Source organism: Allomuricauda sp. CAU 1633, from assembly GCF_017313225.1.
Classification (GTDB): Bacteria; Bacteroidota; Bacteroidia; order Flavobacteriales; family Flavobacteriaceae; genus Flagellimonas.
Map to the genome: position 1 here is coordinate 107,055 of NZ_JAFLNE010000003.1, position 17,842 is coordinate 124,896.

At 41.9% G+C, this 17,842-nt stretch carries 17 protein-coding genes; 8 read left to right on the forward strand and 9 right to left on the reverse strand.

Annotation, left to right across the window (positions count from 1 at the left end; translation table 11 throughout):
* Window positions 1-92: 92 nt before the first annotated feature.
* The 8 genes from J0X14_RS09970 to J0X14_RS10005 form a co-directional block, all read right to left on the reverse strand.
* Window positions 93-1,097: an FAD:protein FMN transferase gene (locus J0X14_RS09970; protein WP_207097635.1), complete on the reverse strand. Its 1,005-nt coding sequence runs from the start codon at window positions 1,095-1,097 to the stop codon at window positions 93-95.
* Window positions 1,098-1,457, reverse strand: coding sequence for a Na(+)-translocating NADH-quinone reductase subunit F (locus J0X14_RS09975; protein WP_207097636.1), 360 nt, complete (start codon window positions 1,455-1,457; stop codon window positions 1,098-1,100).
* 85 nt (window positions 1,458-1,542) lie between these two features.
* A complete protein-coding gene (nqrF, locus tag J0X14_RS09980; RefSeq protein ID WP_207097637.1) occupies window positions 1,543-2,853 on the reverse strand; it encodes an NADH:ubiquinone reductase (Na(+)-transporting) subunit F in 1,311 nt (436 codons plus the stop codon).
* Between the two features lie 2 nt (window positions 2,854-2,855).
* Complete coding sequence (gene nqrE, locus J0X14_RS09985) at window positions 2,856-3,599, reverse strand: NADH:ubiquinone reductase (Na(+)-transporting) subunit E (protein WP_207097638.1); 744 nt, start codon at window positions 3,597-3,599, stop codon at window positions 2,856-2,858.
* 11 nt (window positions 3,600-3,610) lie between these two features.
* Entirely contained in the window at window positions 3,611-4,258 is a 648-nt protein-coding gene (locus J0X14_RS09990; RefSeq protein ID WP_207097639.1) for an NADH:ubiquinone reductase (Na(+)-transporting) subunit D, read from the reverse strand.
* Between the two features lies 1 nt (window position 4,259).
* A complete protein-coding gene (locus J0X14_RS09995; RefSeq protein ID WP_207097640.1) occupies window positions 4,260-5,009 on the reverse strand; it encodes a Na(+)-translocating NADH-quinone reductase subunit C in 750 nt (249 codons plus the stop codon).
* A 2-nt stretch (window positions 5,010-5,011) separates the two neighbouring features.
* Entirely contained in the window at window positions 5,012-6,277 is a 1,266-nt protein-coding gene (locus tag J0X14_RS10000) for an NADH:ubiquinone reductase (Na(+)-transporting) subunit B (protein ID WP_207097641.1), read from the reverse strand.
* Window position 6,278: 1 nt separating this feature from the next.
* Window positions 6,279-7,631 carry a Na(+)-translocating NADH-quinone reductase subunit A gene (locus tag J0X14_RS10005; RefSeq protein ID WP_207097642.1) on the reverse strand — a complete coding sequence of 451 codons (1,353 nt, stop codon included), beginning with the start codon at window positions 7,629-7,631 and terminating at the stop codon, window positions 6,279-6,281.
* 172 nt (window positions 7,632-7,803) lie between these two features.
* On the opposite strand from J0X14_RS10005, the gene J0X14_RS10010 reads away from it, so the two are divergent.
* The 8 genes from J0X14_RS10010 (at window position 7,804) to J0X14_RS10045 (ending at window position 16,873) form a co-directional block, all read left to right on the forward strand.
* The gene (locus J0X14_RS10010) at window positions 7,804-9,027 is read left to right on the forward strand and encodes a type IX secretion system plug protein domain-containing protein (protein ID WP_242527990.1); all 1,224 of its coding nucleotides are present in this window, start codon (window positions 7,804-7,806) and stop codon (window positions 9,025-9,027) included.
* A gap of 29 nt (window positions 9,028-9,056) precedes the next feature.
* A complete protein-coding gene (locus J0X14_RS10015; protein WP_207097644.1) occupies window positions 9,057-10,256 on the forward strand; it encodes a DUF3667 domain-containing protein in 1,200 nt (399 codons plus the stop codon).
* A 3-nt stretch (window positions 10,257-10,259) separates the two neighbouring features.
* Complete coding sequence (gene apaG / locus J0X14_RS10020; RefSeq protein WP_207097645.1) at window positions 10,260-10,646, forward strand: Co2+/Mg2+ efflux protein ApaG; 387 nt, start codon at window positions 10,260-10,262, stop codon at window positions 10,644-10,646.
* Window positions 10,647-10,725: 79 nt separating this feature from the next.
* Complete coding sequence (pruA, locus tag J0X14_RS10025) at window positions 10,726-12,354, forward strand: L-glutamate gamma-semialdehyde dehydrogenase (RefSeq protein WP_207097646.1); 1,629 nt, start codon at window positions 10,726-10,728, stop codon at window positions 12,352-12,354.
* A 283-nt stretch (window positions 12,355-12,637) separates the two neighbouring features.
* On the forward strand, window positions 12,638-13,486 hold the full coding sequence (locus tag J0X14_RS10030) for a hypothetical protein (protein WP_207097647.1): 849 nt from the start codon (window positions 12,638-12,640) through the stop codon (window positions 13,484-13,486).
* A gap of 329 nt (window positions 13,487-13,815) precedes the next feature.
* A complete protein-coding gene (locus tag J0X14_RS10035) occupies window positions 13,816-14,784 on the forward strand; it encodes a GlxA family transcriptional regulator (protein WP_207097648.1) in 969 nt (322 codons plus the stop codon).
* Between the two features lie 74 nt (window positions 14,785-14,858).
* Window positions 14,859-15,896, forward strand: coding sequence for a DJ-1/PfpI family protein (locus tag J0X14_RS10040; protein WP_207097649.1), 1,038 nt, complete (start codon window positions 14,859-14,861; stop codon window positions 15,894-15,896).
* Window positions 15,893-16,873 (forward strand): prolyl oligopeptidase family serine peptidase, encoded by a 981-nt coding sequence (locus J0X14_RS10045; RefSeq protein ID WP_207097650.1) that lies wholly within the window; start codon window positions 15,893-15,895, stop codon window positions 16,871-16,873. Before J0X14_RS10040 ends, J0X14_RS10045 begins: the two co-directional genes overlap by 4 nt.
* Window positions 16,874-17,161: 288 nt before the next feature.
* Here the strand turns inward: J0X14_RS10045 and rsmG are convergent, their stop codons facing one another.
* Complete coding sequence (rsmG, locus tag J0X14_RS10050; protein WP_207097651.1) at window positions 17,162-17,797, reverse strand: 16S rRNA (guanine(527)-N(7))-methyltransferase RsmG; 636 nt, start codon at window positions 17,795-17,797, stop codon at window positions 17,162-17,164.
* Window positions 17,798-17,842: the final 45 nt, after the last annotated feature.

The window sequence follows — 17,842 nt, forward strand, 5'->3', positions numbered from 1 at the left end:
AGTCGAGAACCTTTACATGTCAAAACCTAATTCTCGATACACTTCAGCCAAGGCTGAACCACTCGAATTGACGGCTTTTACGTATTCAACTATTATTGTTTTACAAAAGCTTGAAATCCAGTTGTCATGAACTCTTTAGTCTCACCGTTTTCATCCAAATAGATGATATAGGCCTCCAATTCTTCATGGTCTTCCAAAACTTTCTTGGATTCCTCCAAATCCATCGCCATAAAACTGGTGGCATAAGCGTCAGCCACTGCACAAGTATTTGCCACTACGCTGCTTGCCAAAACATAGGAATTTTTAGTGTAGCCCGTCTTAGGATTTATAGTATGGACAAACTTTTCACCAGTTTCCGGGTCAATTCTGAACTTACGGTAGTTCCCAGAGGAGGCCATGGCCCTATCCTCCAAGGCAACAATTAATTTAAGCTGACGACCTGTCTCCACTTGCGGGTCATCAATACCCACAGTCCATTGTTTTCCTGAAACAAGGTTGGTTCCCTTGGCCAAAACCTCTCCTCCAACTTCCACCAAATAATTTTTAATCCCCTTGGCATCCAATAAAGCTCCCAATCGGTCTATAGCGTAACCTTTGGCGACGGCGTTAAAGTCAAAGCGGATAGCAGGATTTGATTTCGTAATGGTATTATCGCTGTTCAGCTGTACCTTATCCCATCCTACATAGCTCAATAAACTATCCACTTTAAGGCTATCCAACTGAATCTGTTCTCCCGGACCAAATCCCCAAGCATTGGCCAAAACACCAATTGTAGGGTCAAAATAGCCGTTTGACGCTTGGTGTACTTGCGTAGAGATATCAAAAACTTCCCGGAACATCTCATCCACCACTATGGTAGAATCCCCCTCGTTAATTTTAGAAATATCCGAAGTGGGCACATAAGTGGACATGGACTGGTTCATTACCTGAAAAACGGAGTCAATTTCCCGCTGGTAGTCCAAGGATTCATCAGCAATATAAATAATGGAATAGGAAGTGCCCAAAGCGCCCCCTTGATTTTGGTTTTTGATCCATTCACGGGAGTTGCATCCCAATAGCAACACAACAACAGTAAAAAGAAGTACTTTTTTCAACATCTATATTTCAATCAATCCTTGATAATCCACAATATACTCTTCATCCAAACACAACGGTAACTCTTGATTGGTGGCATTGGATAGTCCAACCCCAGCAAAAAAGGTTTTGGCCTCAAATTTATCGGCATGGTCCTTCACCGTATCCATCAATTCCTCGTCATACTCTCTGGGATTCAGGGGAAATTCTACATTCCGAACCACAATAAAATGAAGCACCTTTTCCTTAAGACAAACATACTGTGGGTTTTTCTTCAGCTTGCTATTGATGGCCATAAACTCAAAACCATCGGCTTCCAGCTCGTGACCCACAATATTCATGGCCAGATTATGCAGTTCCTGTTCCGTTAATTCTCTTCCCATATAAAAAAACCGATGCGTTGGCATCGGTTGGTTTTATGATTACCTCTCGACAACCTGTAGTGCTCGAGGTGGCTTTTACTTTGATTTATCCTCCAAAGTCATCGAACCTGATATTCTCATCAGGAATACCGAAGTCTTCGCCCATCTTCTGAACTGCCTTGTTCATCAATGGTGGACCACAGAAATACAGTTCAATGTCTTCTGGAGCATCGTGATGATTCAAATAGTTATCAATAACACAGTTATGGATAAACCCAACGAAACCATCACCTTCTTCGTCATTGATGTCTTTTTTAACCTTCCAATTATCTTCTTCCAAAGGTTCGGAAAGTGCCAAATAGAACTTAAAGTTGGGAAAATTTCGCTCCAATTCCTTAAAGTGCTCTAGGTAGAATAGCTCGCGCTTAGAACGACCTCCATACCAATAGGTCACTTTTCTATTCGTTTTCAACGTTTTGAACAGATGGTACAAGTGCGAGCGCATTGGTGCCATTCCAGCCCCACCACCTACATACAACATTTCTGCATCAGATTCATTGATGAAGAATTCTCCGAAGGGCCCGGAAATGGTTACTGGGTCACCTTTTTTCAAATTAAAAATATAGGATGAAGCTATCCCCGGGTTTACGTCCATCCAACCGTTCTTTGAACGATCCCATGGTGGTGTTGCAATACGAACATTCAACATAATCTCTCTTCCTTCTGCAGGATACGAAGCCATGGAATAGGCACGCTCCACTGTCTCGGGATTCTTCATCACCAAAGGCCAAAGGTTGAATTTATCCCACTCTGCCTGAAACTTATCTGGCGTTTCATGCTCTTCTGGGTGGGCGGTAATGTCGATGTCGGAATATTTTACTTCACAAGGTGGTATCTCAATTTGAATATATCCACCCGCCTTGTAGTTCATTTCCTCTGGAATCTCAACCACAAATTCCTTGATGAAGGACGCCACATTATAGTTACGCACCACCGTTGCGTTCCATTTTTTGATACCGAATACTTCTTCAGGAATAGTGATTTCCATGTCTTGCTTCACCTTTACCTGACAGGCCAAACGGGCTCCTTCGCTCAATTCCTTTTTGGAAAAGTGAGGGGTTTCGGTGGGAAGTGCCTCTCCACCACCAGAAAGCACATGGCATTCGCATTGAATACAGGTTCCACCGCCACCACAGGCCGAAGGCAAGAAAATCTTTTGGTTCCCCAATGTGGATAGCAGGGAACTTCCTGAACCTACTTCCACCTGCTTCTCACCATTGATGGTAATGGTCACAGGACCGGATGGAGACAGTTTTTCCTTGGTGAACAGCAAAAGGGCCACCAATAACAACAACAATACAAGAAATGCTACTACGGTAATTAAAATGGTACCTCCGGTACTTGCAGCTAATATCATCTTTATTTGTTTATAACTTCGTTATAAGAGACTGCTTTTTCCTTGTCCTCAATCTCCTTTTTAATTTCTTTTTCCTCTTTGCTCTCTGCTTTGACCGTGGTAGTTTCTGTCCCCTCTGGTGGTTCATTGTCACCGGTCAACATTCCGCCAAAACTTTGAAATCCAATTCCCATCAAACCTGTGATGATGAAGGTGATGCCCAAACCACGCAATGGAGCAGGAACGTTGGAGTATCTTATTTTTTCACGGATGGCCGCAATCGCCAAAATGGCCAAGAACCAACCAATTCCGGAACTTATTCCATAATTGAAAGCCAATCCGATATTTGGAATCTCACGGGTCTGCATAAACAGGGAACCTCCCAAAATGGCACAGTTTACCGCAATCAACGGCAAAAAGATACCCAAGGAATTATAAAGTGCTGGTGAAAACTTCTCTACCACAATCTCTACCAATTGTACCATGGTGGCAATGGTGGCAATAAATAGGATGAAGGAAAGGAATCCCAGATCATAATCGGCATATTCTGGACCTAACCAGGCCAACGCCCCATCTTTCAATAAATATTGATCTAACAACCAGTTCAAAGGAACGGTAACCCCCAAAACGAAAATTACGGCAGCTCCCAAACCAACGGCGGTGGATACTTTTTTGGATACGGCCAAATAGGAACACATCCCCAAAAAGACCGAAAACACCATGTTGTCTATAAAAATCGACTTAAAAAATAATTCTAAATGCTCCATGTCTTCCTAGTTTATGCTTCTTCTATCAATGCTCTATTTCTGGAACGTTGCACCCAGATAATGATTCCCACAACAATCAATGCTGCTGGAGGGATAATCATAAAGCCGTTGTTCTCGTAACCCAAGGCATACAATCCGGTTTTGGCCACAGGATCGCCCAAGACCTTCATTCCAAATAAGGTTCCTGAACCCAAAAGCTCCCTAAAAAATCCAACGATGACCAAAATAACTCCGTATCCCAAGGCATTTCCTATACCATCCAAAAAGGATTTCCAAGGTCCGTTACCTAAAGCAAAGGCTTCAAAACGTCCCATGATGATACAGTTGGTAATAATCAACCCCACAAATACGGACAATGTTTTACTCAATTCATACGCAAAAGCTTTTAGCACTTGATCTACAATAATTACCAAAGCGGCCACAACGACCAATTGTACGATAATCCTAATTTTTGCCGGAATGACATTACGCAGCAGCGAAATGACCACGTTACCCACACCCAGTACAAACAACACTGAGATTGCCATTACCACTGAAGCTTTCAATTCTGCGGTAATTGCCAAGGCCGAACAGATTCCCAATACCTGAATGGTAATGGGGTTATTGTCCGCCAAAGGATCTAATATCAGATTTGCATCTTTTTTTGATAGTAGCGCCATATTATTTTTTTCTAATAGTTTCTAAATAGGGTTTGTAAAGCTTAAGGGCATCTTTGATCATGGCTGTAATACCATTTCCTGTGATGGTAGCCCCTGCCAACGCATCCACTTCGTTATCGTCCTTGTTCTCATTTAACGGGTCACCGTTGCCCTTGGCCACAGCAATACCAGCGTAGCTGTTACCGTCCATAATGGACTCACCCACGAAATCATCCATAAAGAAGCGCTGATTGATGTTAGCCCCAAGTCCGGGTGTCTCTCCCTTATGATCAAAGAAAACGCCTTGCACCACCATGTTTTCATCCACAGACATAAAGCCCCAGATGGCATCCCACAATCCTTTTCCATATAAAGGAATAATGTAGAATTCCTTGCCATCCTTTTCACCGATCAGTAACGGTAGTTCTGCACTACCCCCACTTTTGATGGTGCTGAGTTGCTTCTTCATGTCAATTAGATAGGCATCTTGCTTTTCTTTAGCTTCTGTTCCTTCTATGACCAATTGTTCTTTGATGTATTTGGAAAACTCACTTTCCACTTCCGAGGTAGGAACAAAGCTCACGCTGCTCTCTCCTTCATTGTCATTGACCCCCATGGCATAGAGGATGTTCTGCTGCTTTTCAAACCGTTGGTTTTCATCGACCTTTGGTTTTAGTCCCGATGCCAAAAAGGCAAGTAGGGAACCTACAACGATTACCATCACGACCGCAAAAACTACCGTATAGCTATTCTTTTCTGTATTAATTGCCATAATTAAGCTGTTTCCGTTTTTAATGCATCAACTTCTTCATCCGAAACTTTGGGATAAATGGTTGCTGTCTTCAATCGTTTCAATCTCTTTTTAATGTTGCCCTTAACCACATAGTGATCAATGGTAGGAGCAAATACGTTCATCAGCAAAATCGCCAAGAACACCCCCTCTGGGTACCCTGGGTTGAATACACGAATCATAACGGACATAAATCCGATCAAGAAACCATAAATCCATTTTCCTTTGTTGGTTTGGGAACCTGTTACAGGATCTGTGGCCATAAAAACAACACCAAAAATGAGACCACCCACCAACAAATGCTGCCAGTATGGGAAGCTCATTAGGGTATAGAATTTACTGTATTCGGGTAACCAACCTGCATCTACAATGCCGTTGAAAATCAATCCCATGGCCAAAGAGCCCAATACGGCACTCAACATGATACGCCATGAGGCAATTTTGGAGAAAATCAAGAACAGACCTCCCAATATAATCAGTAAGGTAGATGTTTCTCCCACAGAACCGGGGATAAACCCATAGAACATATCCGCCAAGGAGTACCCAGTATCTGTATTGCCCTGTGCCAAGTATCCAAGAACGGTTTCACCGGAAATAGCATCGGTGGAACCTGCTTGAGTAATTCCGTCTTTTGCGCCATGTACCCAAACCTTGTCCCCACTCATCCAAGTTGGATAGGCAAAGAACAAGAAAGCACGAATGGTAAGCGCTGGATTCAAAATGTTCATTCCAGTTCCCCCAAAAACTTCTTTGCCAATAACAACACCAAAGACAACGGCCACGGCCAACATCCAAAGCGGTGTGTCCACAGGGACAATCAATGGCACCAACATTCCGGTTACCAAGTAGCCTTCTTCTACTTCATGGCCTTTGATTACCGCGAACAAGAATTCGATGGCCAAACCTACCCCGTAGGAAACAATCACCAAAGGCAATACCGTAGTGATTCCCACCAAGAAATTTTCCCAAGTCAAAAAGTGCTCGAACAAGTCAAAATTCGCTGGAAAACCGTTGATGGCGGAATAGTGTTGATACCCTGCGTTGAACATTCCGAACAGCAAACAGGGCACCAAGGCCATGATTACCGTGTTCATAGTTCGTTTTAGATCATCCGCGCCACGGATGTGCCCACCAGAATGTGTTGTTTCATTGGGCGTATATAGAAATGTATGCAGCGCATTGAAGGCCGGAGCCATTTTTTTGCCCTGATACTTTAACTTCAGCTGATGTAATTTTTCTTTCATTCCCATATTATCCTAGTTCTTTTTGCAACAAATCCAACCCCTCCCTGATTATTTGTTGGTGCGGTTGCTTTGAGATGCATATAAATTCTGTGAGTGAAAAGTCTTCTGGTGCCACTTCGTAAAGCCCCAATTGTTCCATTTCATCCAAATCCCCAACCATACAGGCTTTCAACAATTGAAGTGGATAGATGTCCATGGGAAAGACTTGCTCATACTGACCTGTAACCACAAAAGCTCGGTGTTCACCATTGGTATTGGTATCCAAATTGTACTTTTTCTTCGGTTGCAGCCAAGAAAAGGTAAGTGCCCTAGTGGTTGAAATTTTATTGAAAATGGGTCTGTTCCACCCAAAGAAATCGTAATCATCTCCTTCAGGAATTGCCGTAACGGTATTGTTATAGTATCCCAAATGGCCTTCGGTATTGGTTCTGGCACCCGTAAGCACATCACCATTGATCAACCGATACCTATCTTCATTTACGCCACTGGCATATAGAAACGTTGAGATTTCAGCTCCAATTTTGGTGGTATAATATTGTGGGCTTTTAATGATGGAACCTGCCAATGCAACAATACGTTCTGCATTGAACTTTCCAGTCAATAGCAATTCACCAATGAGTACCATATCTTGTGGGGAAATGGTCCAAACCGTTTCCCCCTTGTTGACAGGGTCAATTTTATTGATTTGGGTTCCCACCAATCCCGCTGGGTGTGGGCCCGATATTTGGTGCAATTCAATCCCTTTTACATCTATAAAAGGTGACCTTCCAGATTTACCAACGGTTACATGGATTTTACCCGGAGTCAATTTTTGCAATGCCAACACGGCAGCTCCCAATTCCTGTTCCTTATCCCTGAGGACATAGTCTGCATTTGCTGCCAAAGGCGCAGTGGTATATGCTGATACAAATATGGCCTTGGGAGTCACATCTGGATCCGCAATCACATCATAGGGTCTTTGCTTGATGAAAGGCCAGCCTCCATTCTGCAACAAGAAGGTCTTAATGGTAGCCGCATCCGCCGTATCAAGGTCTGGAACCTTGCTTTGGGTATACTTTTGGGTTTTATCAGCAAGAACCTTGAGGGTCAAGATTCTTCTTCTAGCCCCACGAACAATTTCCACCAGCTCTCCACTCACGGGAGACACAAAGTGCATTTCTTCGTTGTTCTTGTTATAAAAAAGTGGTTCTCCCGCTTTTACCTCGTCCCCTTGCTTTACCAGCATTTTAGGGGTGATTCCGTGAAAATCATTTAGGTTTAGGGCATACACGTTACTTAAAACGGCTTTGGAAGTAGTCTGTTCTGCTGCCCCGATAAGGTTGATATCCAACCCCTTTCTAATCCGGATGTCTTTAGACATATTGTTGTAGACCTTTTGTTATCAAAATCGGTGGCAAATTTAGCACTAAAAGGGATGTTTTCATAATTATTAACCATAAAAATGGGATTACATCGAGCTAAATTCCCAAGGCATAGTTTTTGTTTACCTTTACCCGAAAAATACGCCCTAAATGCGCTTTTTGATCAAACAAATGGTTTTATGTTTTTTTGTCACTGGCATTTTTGCCCAAGTACAGGAAGAGGTAAATCCTCCAGAAAATATAAAGACCATCATTTTTAGGGGACCTACTGAGGACCAATTTCCAGTGATTCTGTTGGGCGAATCCATGACTTTGGAATTTGATGACCTTACGGCAAGGGAACAGGATTATTATTATAAGATTATTCATTGTGATTACGATTGGACTCCATCCCAACTCTTAAAATCCCAGTATTTGGTGGGAAATGACAACCAGCGTATCATTGATTACGAGAACAGCTACACCACTTTACAGCCTTATTCCAATTATAGATTGACCATTCCCAATGAAAATGTACGGTTGAAGGTCAGTGGCAACTATGTGCTGGAAATCTATAACAGCTATGGGGAGCTTCAATTTTCGAGAAGGTTTGTGGTATACCGGGATGCTGTTGCAGTGGGTGGCCTGGTAAAGCGCTCCCGTGATTTTAATTTTCTGAATGAAAAGCAGGTGGTGCAATTCAATATCAATACCGCTGGATTTCCTGTGGTAAACCCCAAAAACGAGGTAAAGGTCGCTATTTTGCAGAACCATTATTGGCCCACAGCCTTGTACAATATCAAACCCCAGTTTACGATCGGTTCAGAACTCGTCTACAAATACGACCAAGAAACCAGTTTTTTTGGCGGTAATGAGTTTCTAAATTTTGATACCAAGGATTTACGGTCTCCAACGTTCGCCATTTCGCGCATTGAATTTGAGGACGTCTACCACCATTATCTGTTCACCAATGAATTTCGGTATGATAGACCGTACACCTATTTCCCGGATATCAATGGGGATTTTGTGGTTCGGACTTTGCAAGGCGAGGATGTTTCCCGCGAAGCGGAATACACTAAAGTGGACTTTAGCCTCCCCTATACCAATGAGATTGGATTGGACAACGTGTATGTAGTGGGCAAGTTCAACAATTATGGACTTTCCGAGGAAAATAAAATGACCTTCAATGAAGATACCGGAAAGTTTGAGGTTACCCTAATGATGAAACAAGGCTTTTACAACTATAAGTATGTTGTGGAGCGTGCCAACGGCACCTTGGAGCCCAATTATGTGAGCGGCAATTTTCATTTTACCGAAAACAACTATCTCATTTTAGTATATTACAGAAATTTTGGAGATCTGTATGATAGTATAATAGGTATAGGTTCCGTGAATTCCGCAACTATCAGCAATTAACTATCTTTAGCTCCAAATCCTAACGGGGCATGGGTAAAAAAGACAGCTTGGTCAGTAAAGGCCGCTATGAACTCAGGTATAGAGGTGACCAGTGTTTAAACTGTGGACATCCATTGGATGCCAGTGATAAATATTGCCCCCATTGTTCGCAAGCCAACAGTACCAAAAAGTTGACTTTAAAGGATTTTTTGGATGAATTTTTCTCAGGCCTCATCAACTACGACTCAAAACTCCTGAAAACCTTAACCGCCTTATTAGCCAGACCGGGCACCATTACCAAAGATTACATCAATGGAAAACGGGTGACGTATACAAATCCTTTTCGGTTTTTGCTGAGCTTGGCCTTCCTCTATTTTTTAATGGTCACCTTTAATAACCGGTTTGCCAGTTTAGATAGGGCTGCTTCTGGGTTTGACGGCAACATTTTAGCAAGTGGAACACCGGTGAGCTACAATATTAAATCGGGCTCTTTTACTACAGATAGTGTGGAACTGAAAAAGCAAAGAGAAAAGGTTTTTGCGCAATTGGATTCTATAGATACTGACACCACGGATGTTAAGGAAGGGATGGATGCTATAAATTCACTGATAACAACAATTAGCCAACAGAAGGCCAACAAGGATTCCCTTATGGCTGCAGACCCTTCAGGGTATTTTAAAAGCTTGGAAGAGGAAAAATCTGGCGTGAATGGATTTTCTTCAAAAATGGAATTTTTTGGACGGATGATTCAAGTAGACACCTTGTACAGTTTTCAAGAGGCGCAGGAAAAATACAAGATTGAAAGCTCGATTTCCAATAAAATGGCTTTTCAATTTTCAAATAGTATATTGAAGGTATCACGGCAACCGGGAAGTTTTATCAATTCCACCATCTCCAAACTCCCATTTGTTATTTTCTTCTTCTTACCCGTGTTTGCAGTGTTCATTTGGTTGGTGTACATCAGAAAAAAATACACCTACACCGATCATCTCATTTTTAGCTTTCACAACCAATCGTTATTATTTATCTTGCTCATCCTTAGCTTGATAATAGATGCTATTTTTGATGTGACAAGTGCAGCTATATTTATCACTATTTTTAGTGTGTATCTGTATTTGGCCATGAAGAAGTTTTACGGGCAGGGAACGTTTAAAACCATTGTCAAATATCTCTTTCTGAACACCATATTTACCTTTTTGGCGGTATTCGCGGTAATCATGTTGTTAACAGGAAGTGTTTTTACCTATTAGTCTATGTTTACTCAAGTTACAAAAGGGATCAAGGTATCGGTGCAAACCAGTTTTGAAGGCACTTTTTTCAAAAATTACAAAATGCACTATGCCTTTGGGTATACCATTACCATTGAAAACTTAAGCAGGGATGTCGTTCAGCTTACAGCAAGGCATTGGGATGTTTTTGACGCCCTCAAAGACATTGAAACCATAGATGGAGAAGGTGTAATTGGCAGAAAACCTGTCATCAAGCCCGGAAAGTCCCACACCTATAGCTCAGGTTGTCTGTTGGCTTCTCCCATTGGAGCCATGCATGGGCATTATCAGATGGTAAACCTGGCTACGGCCCAAGAATTTGAGGTGGAAATACCAGCTTTCAAATTTGCCGCTCCATTTGCCATAAACTAATCCATAACATTTTCTGTTCGCCCTTTGTTTCCTTACCTTTGACGGAATGAATTGTTAATATCAAAAATTAAACATTTTTATGGGAAAAGGGTTTTTTCAAGTCCCGAGTGCGTATAACGAACCGGTAAAAAGTTATGCCCCCGGCACACCAGAACGCGAAGAAGTACTGGAGCAGTACAACACCTACTACAACGGAAACGTTGAGGTGCCACTTTACATCGGCTCCAAGGAAATTAAAACAGGAAGCACCAAACCAATGTCGCCCCCACACGAACACCAACATGTGGTGGGACAGTATCATTTGGCCGAAAAACAACACGTTGAAGCGGCAATTTCAAGTTGTTTGGAAGCCCGAGAGGCTTGGGCCAATTTAACCTGGGAACAACGTGCTGCCGTTTTTTTAAAAGCAGCCGACCTCATTGCAGGCCCGTATAGGGCAAAAATTAATGCTGCCACCATGATGGCGCAGTCCAAAACCATCCATCAGGCTGAAATTGATGCTGCCTGTGAACTTATCGATTTTTTGAGGTTCAATGTGGAATACATGTCGCAAATCTATGCGGAACAGCCAGAATCCTCCGAAGGTATTTGGAATCGTGTGGAATATAGACCATTGGAAGGTTTCACCTATGCCATAACCCCGTTTAACTTTACGGCCATTGCTGGAAACTTGCCTTCTTGTATGGCCATGATGGGTAATGTTGTCATTTGGAAACCTAGTGATAGTCAGGTATTCTCTGCCAAGGTGATCATGGATGTCTTTAAGGAAGCTGGTCTTCCCGATGGAGTCATCAACATGATTACTGGAGATCCTGTAATGATTTCGGATACGGTCCTCTCGAGTCCAGATTTTTCTGGGTTGCACTTTACCGGGTCCACTTTTGTATTCAAGGAACTTTGGAAACAAATCGGAACCAATATCCACAACTATAAAACCTATCCAAGGATTGTTGGGGAAACTGGTGGAAAGGATTTTATCATTGCACATCCCACCGCAAAACCCAAACAAGTGTCCACAGCCATTGTTAGGGGTGCTTTTGAGCTTCAAGGACAAAAATGTAGCGCGGCATCACGGGTATATTTGCCAAAATCCACAGCCAATGAAATCTTGGATTTTGTAAAGGCTGATTTAGCATCTTTCAATAAACCGGGATCACCTGCCGATATGAGCAACTTTATCACAGCAGTGATCCACGAAGGTTCTTTTGATAAACTGGCCAAATACATCGATCAAGCCAAATCGGATGACAATGCAGAAATCATAGCAGGTGGCAACTATGACAAATCCGTAGGGTATTTTGTAGAGCCGACTGTGATTTTGACCACAGATCCAAAATACACGACCATGTGCACCGAGCTTTTTGGTCCCGTGGTCACGATATATGTTTATGACGACAAAGATTGGGCCGACACCTTGAAATTGGTGGATGGCACTTCCGAATACGCATTGACGGGAGCTGTGCTTTCCGCTGACCGCTACGCCATTGATGAAGCTACCCAAGCGTTGCAGAATTGCGCCGGTAACTTCTACATCAACGACAAGCCCACTGGGGCCGTTGTAGGCCAACAACCTTTTGGTGGCGCAAGAGCATCAGGCACCAATGACAAGGCTGGTTCTGCCCAAAACTTGTTGCGCTGGGTTTCTCCACGATTGATTAAAGAGACCTTTGTAACACCAGAGGATTATCGTTACCCTTTCTTGGGATAATCCCGAAGTAACTTAAATTGATGGCCGTTATTTCCAAAATGAGGAGATAACGGCTATTTTTATGGTATCACAAACACCAATTGTCTACGCCTAGACCCTATGTATTGGCCATGCTACCATAGGCCGCCAAAGAAACCATAATTACCACCTCCCTATGCCTCCGATAGTATTAAGGGAACCGCGATAGTGGAAAAATCAGCAAAAACATGCTTATTTATAATCCATATGAATAAGGAGCGGTTATGTAGCATAGATCCTGCTTTTTTATAAATTTCCTACTAAAATGGATTCCAGACAGAAATTTGAAAATGAAATCCTGAAGATACCGGAAAACCGGAGAGGAATAGAATCTGATTCTGAATCGGGTAATCTTACATATTGTGTTTTGGGGGTAGAGCCTTGGGAGTCTTACTCTTTATCCAAATTTGAAAAACTTCCCAAACACCTAGATGGCTTTAAGTTCTATCTTGCTGATGGTTGCCTTGATTTAATGAAACTCTATATTGATTCGCCATATCCAAAACTCACTAAAAGGCTTGTTATCGGTCATTCTTCCTTCAACTTTTCCTGGGGTGAGGATTTTCCAGCTTACGACTATTCAAAATTACTAGATATAGTAAGTCGGGGATATTTTCCACAACTCACGGAAATTGTGCTAGGAGTACATGAATTATTTCACAATTCAGAATGTGTATATGGATCTTTAGGAGATATTGGAAAGCTTTTGGAAAAAATGCCAAACCTACAAAGCATAGAACTTTATGGATACTTTGAGTTGAGTAAAAAAATGACTCTGCCAAAAGTTAGAAACCTTGAGTTTGACAAGGATCTTTATGATGTTGGTTCAGATATTGATTACATTTCACTCCAGACTTTTGAAAACATACTTACCTCTGAGATGCCTTTATTGGAAACACTAAGAATCAGTTTTCAAAAGGATGACCTTGAAGATGAGGGACCTGTCTTTGAGTGGCCAATGGTTTTTTTGGAAAGTAATAATTTCCCAAAGCTAAATTTTTTCACAGTAGAAGGTAAATTTAAAAAGGGTGAGAAAAGGAAACTGTTAGAAAGTGCTTTTCATAAAAGCCACAATTGGGAGAGATGTCTCAATATAAATTTTATAGAGGTGTGATTTTTGCTTTTGATAATACATCATCCTAGCGCAATAATAATTTCGAACTTTTAAAGGATAAGTAACAAATTCAAGCCCTAGAAATTTGCAGAAGTCATTAAAAGAGACCTCATAAACCTTGGATGTTTTTATGTAAGAGCAGAAATCATTTTGGTCAACTCCAAGAAGGGTTGTTGGGCTTGGAGCAAATGCCCTTGATTCAAAATAAGTGAGTATATAGGGTTGGAGATTTAAAAAGGAGAGTAGTTTTATACTGCTATTTGTGCAAAAATGGACCAATTGTTCACCGACATTACAAAGGTGGACACAAACGAACTATACAAATAACCATGCCCACAAAAGATAACCTCAGATTCTTTTTTCTAGTACCTCCCGAGGTTCAACTGTTGGATATTACGGGGCCAGCCCATCTATTTTATGAAGCCAAGGAATATGGTGCCAAAATTGAAACCATTTATTTAGGTTTAGACGATGCTGTTGAACAAGAATCCGTAGCAGGAATTTCTTTGGGCAATTTAACCCCATTCCACAAGCATGTTCTAGGACCAGATGATTTACTTTTTCTTCCCGGTTTGGATGTCCAAATCTTGTTTGCTGAAAATATCACACAAACGTTTCGTTCTTTTTTTGAATGGCTTCAGGAACAACATGGGAATGGTGCCAAAATTTGTTCTGTTTGCACTGGGGCATATCTTTTGGGTTTCGCCGGACTTTTGAATGGTAAGGAATGTACCACCCATTGGAAATACATAGAGCATTTTCAATCCCAATTCCCCAAGGCCAAAGTATTATCGGACAGGTTGATCATCAGGGATGGAACGCTCTATTCCAGTGCTGGGGTATCTTCAGGAATAGATTTATCGCTTTTTTTGATTGAAGAACTTTTCGGGCCCGTCTTTGCATCCAAAATTGCCAAGGAAGTGGTAATCTACCTCCGCCGCACTGAAAACGACCCCCAACTGAGTGTATTTTTGCAATACCGAAACCACATCGATACCCAAATTCACCAAGTTCAGGACACCTTGGCACAAAACCTCAGTACCAAGACCACTATTGAAGAACTCGCTGAAAATGTCCATATGAGTCCCCGAAACCTGACGCGTTTGTTCAAAAAAACAATAGGAATTACCATTGGGGAATATGTGGAAAAGCTTCGAGTGGAGCGCGCTGTTCAACTACTCAGTTCTGGGTCAAAAGTGAGTGTAACTGCACTGGAGTGCGGACTCCAAAGTCCCAATCAACTGCGGTCACTCCTAAAAAAGCATACTACCTCCCTCCCATCCAATTGGCAACATTAATTGTCCCAATACTGCGGATGATTGTCCTTTGAGGACCCTATACTTAGGTGTACTTTTGACAAAATCATCAAAAAATGAACAAGTTAATTTTTCTTTTGGCTACCTGCCTAACCACTATTTGTACCATGGCTCAAAACAGCATCCCTTTGGAAACCACTTACATTTGTCCACCCTGTAATGCATCATGCGATGAAGTTGAACACGATGCCCCGGGGGTATGTTCCCATTGCAATATGGTTCTTATCAAAAAAAGCGACTCAAAAACCATTGCTTTTTATCTCCAAGATGGGGTTGAAGTATTAGATTTTGCTGGACCGATGGAGGTTTTTGCCTATGCCGGATACAAAGTGTTCACGGTTTCAGCAACCCAAACACCTATAAAATCACAAGGTATACTTACTGTAACCCCGGATTATAGCGTTGATAATGCCCCGGAGGCGGATATATTGGCCTTTTTTGGAGGGAATTCGGGAGCTGCCTCACAGAACCGAAAGGTTATTGATTGGGTACAACGGCAAGAAAATGTGCAATATCACTTTTCAGTCTGCACAGGTGCCTTTGTCTTAGCCGAAGCAGGATTATTGAACGGAAAAACCGCAACGACCTTCCATAATGCTCTGGACAATTTAGAATCCGGCTATCCAAAAATCGATGTGCGTAAAAATGTTCGTTTTGTGGATAATGGAAAGGTCATTACCACAGCGGGGATATCGGCCGGAATAGATGGCGCCCTGCATTTGGTGGCTAAACTCCAAGGATTGAATGCGGCCAAGCGTACTGCCTATTATATGGAATATGATAATTGGAAGTTGGGTGATGGGCTGATACTTTCAGAGGACAATCCATATTCACAGAAGAAACCCATTTCCTTCTTCAAAGCCTTTGAGGGCACGTATCAATATGAGAATAACTCAGAATTAAAATTGATCTTTAATGAGAATGAAGGTAATCTCATGGCAAACGTCAATGGTATTTCCTATCCGGTGTACCATGAGAACCAAGATGTTTTTTCGGATGTGGGGAATGGCCCTGTTTTCTTTCAAAGAAATGAAGCTGATAAAATCATTGGGTTTAAGCTTCGTGAGGATGGAGAGTTGTTTCAGAAGTTATGAGGTTAAGAAACTTAGTCTCTGTAGGGCTTATTTTCTTAATCCATTTCTCATGTATCCATAGCCAAGAAAAGGAATATCGGTGCCCTCCCTGCGCATCAGATTGCCATAAAGAGCGTTATACGCTGCCAGGGACCTGCCCCGTTTGCGGCATGGAACTCATTACTAATCAACACAGTGAATATATAGGGTATCAGAAAGAAGCAGTTCGCATACCAAGTGATACAATTGAACTCAATGCTGCTTACTATTCCCCATTGCATACCGAAAACATAAAAGGGGTTTTAGTCATTGTACATGGGTCGGCCCCTTCCACATATGAAGATGTGGGCTTCTACACTAAACTGGGCACCCAGTTAGGAATGGCGGTATTGGCGTTTGATAAAAGAGGGGTTGGCGAATCGGGTGGTACTTACGAATATTTTACCGTTTCCCGTAGTGAACCTTGGTTCAATCTACTTGCTGCTGATGTTCTGGCCTGTGTGAACTGGTTAAAAAAGAAACCAGAACTCCAACAAGCCAAACTGGGCCTCTTTGGAGGAAGTCAGGCTGGATGGATCATGCCCTTAGCGGCTTCAAAGAGCCTGGATATAGATTTTATGATCATAGGTGAAGGTGTATCAGTTTCCGCTGGGGAAGAGCACTATTTTAGTCAATTAACTGGAGATGGGGATGAAAATGGGATATCCATTGCAGAAGCCCACGAAAGGCTCGGTAATTTTGATGGTGAAAAAGGATTTGACCCTAGAAATATTTTAGAACAACTGGAAACACAGACACTCTGGTTCTTTGGCACCAATGACCCTGTAATACCCGTTGAGGCCTCGATTGAAGAATTAAACCGTTTGAACCGGTCCAATTTTCAGGTGGTAAGCCTTCCTAATGGAGACCATAACTTTCTAAATACCCAAAGCAACGAGCGTTATGACCTTCTCTCGTATATAAAACCTTGGCTGGCACAGATTGGGATTTTTGAATAAAATTTGTTTATTTTCAACTATTTACGTAATTAAATCAATTCTAAATGCGAAACCTGTCATAGATTAGGCACACTTCAGCGCAATCTTTATGTAAATTTAACGTTAATTAATTGTAAACTGAACGTAATCTGTTTACCTTTACACATTAAAACCCATTTACAATGAAAGAGCGAGATAATGTTTGGGGGAAAGTGACCAAGTGGTTGAACGAGAAATGGCAGTATGCCAAAACGTATTCCAGAAAGTGCAGAGGGGTCTATTATAGGATGCTGAACACCTAAATATAGATCAACCCCGAAATTTCTGGGGCAGATAGACCACCTTTTTGGTCTCAAAGAAATCCTCCTTAAAATAGTCTTTTAAATCGAAGATCTGAACGGTTTTATAATCCTTTAATTCTTCGGTAAGGTCGCCGCCCTTTAGGTAAAAAATACCATTTTTACGTTCATGGGCGGGGTCCTTTTTTATTTTTCCCCGGGTCCAATGCACAAAGGTGGGCATTGCGGCTACGGCACGACTCACAATAAAATCAAACTCTCCATCAATATCCTCCACTCTGGAATGCAGAGCGGTTACATTGTCCAATTTTAACCCATCCACTACTTCTTGGACCACTTTCACCTTTTTTCCGATGGCATCCACAAGAGTAAAATGCACCTCTGGAAATAGTATGGCCAGCGGAATTCCCGGAAAACCACCTCCGGTTCCCACATCAAGGATTTCTGCACCTTCATTGAACGACTGAATTTTTGCAATTCCCAAAGAATGAAGTACATGCCGTAGATAAAGTTCATCAATATCTTTTCTGGACACCACATTTATTTTCTGGTTCCAGTCCTGATATAACGCTTCCAAACCCCTAAAGTGTTGTTTTTGCACGTCAGTGAGCGTTGTAAAATAATTGAAAATCAAATCGGCATTCATCTGCAGGCTGTTAATTTTGGTAAAATTAATACTTTTAAACACGTT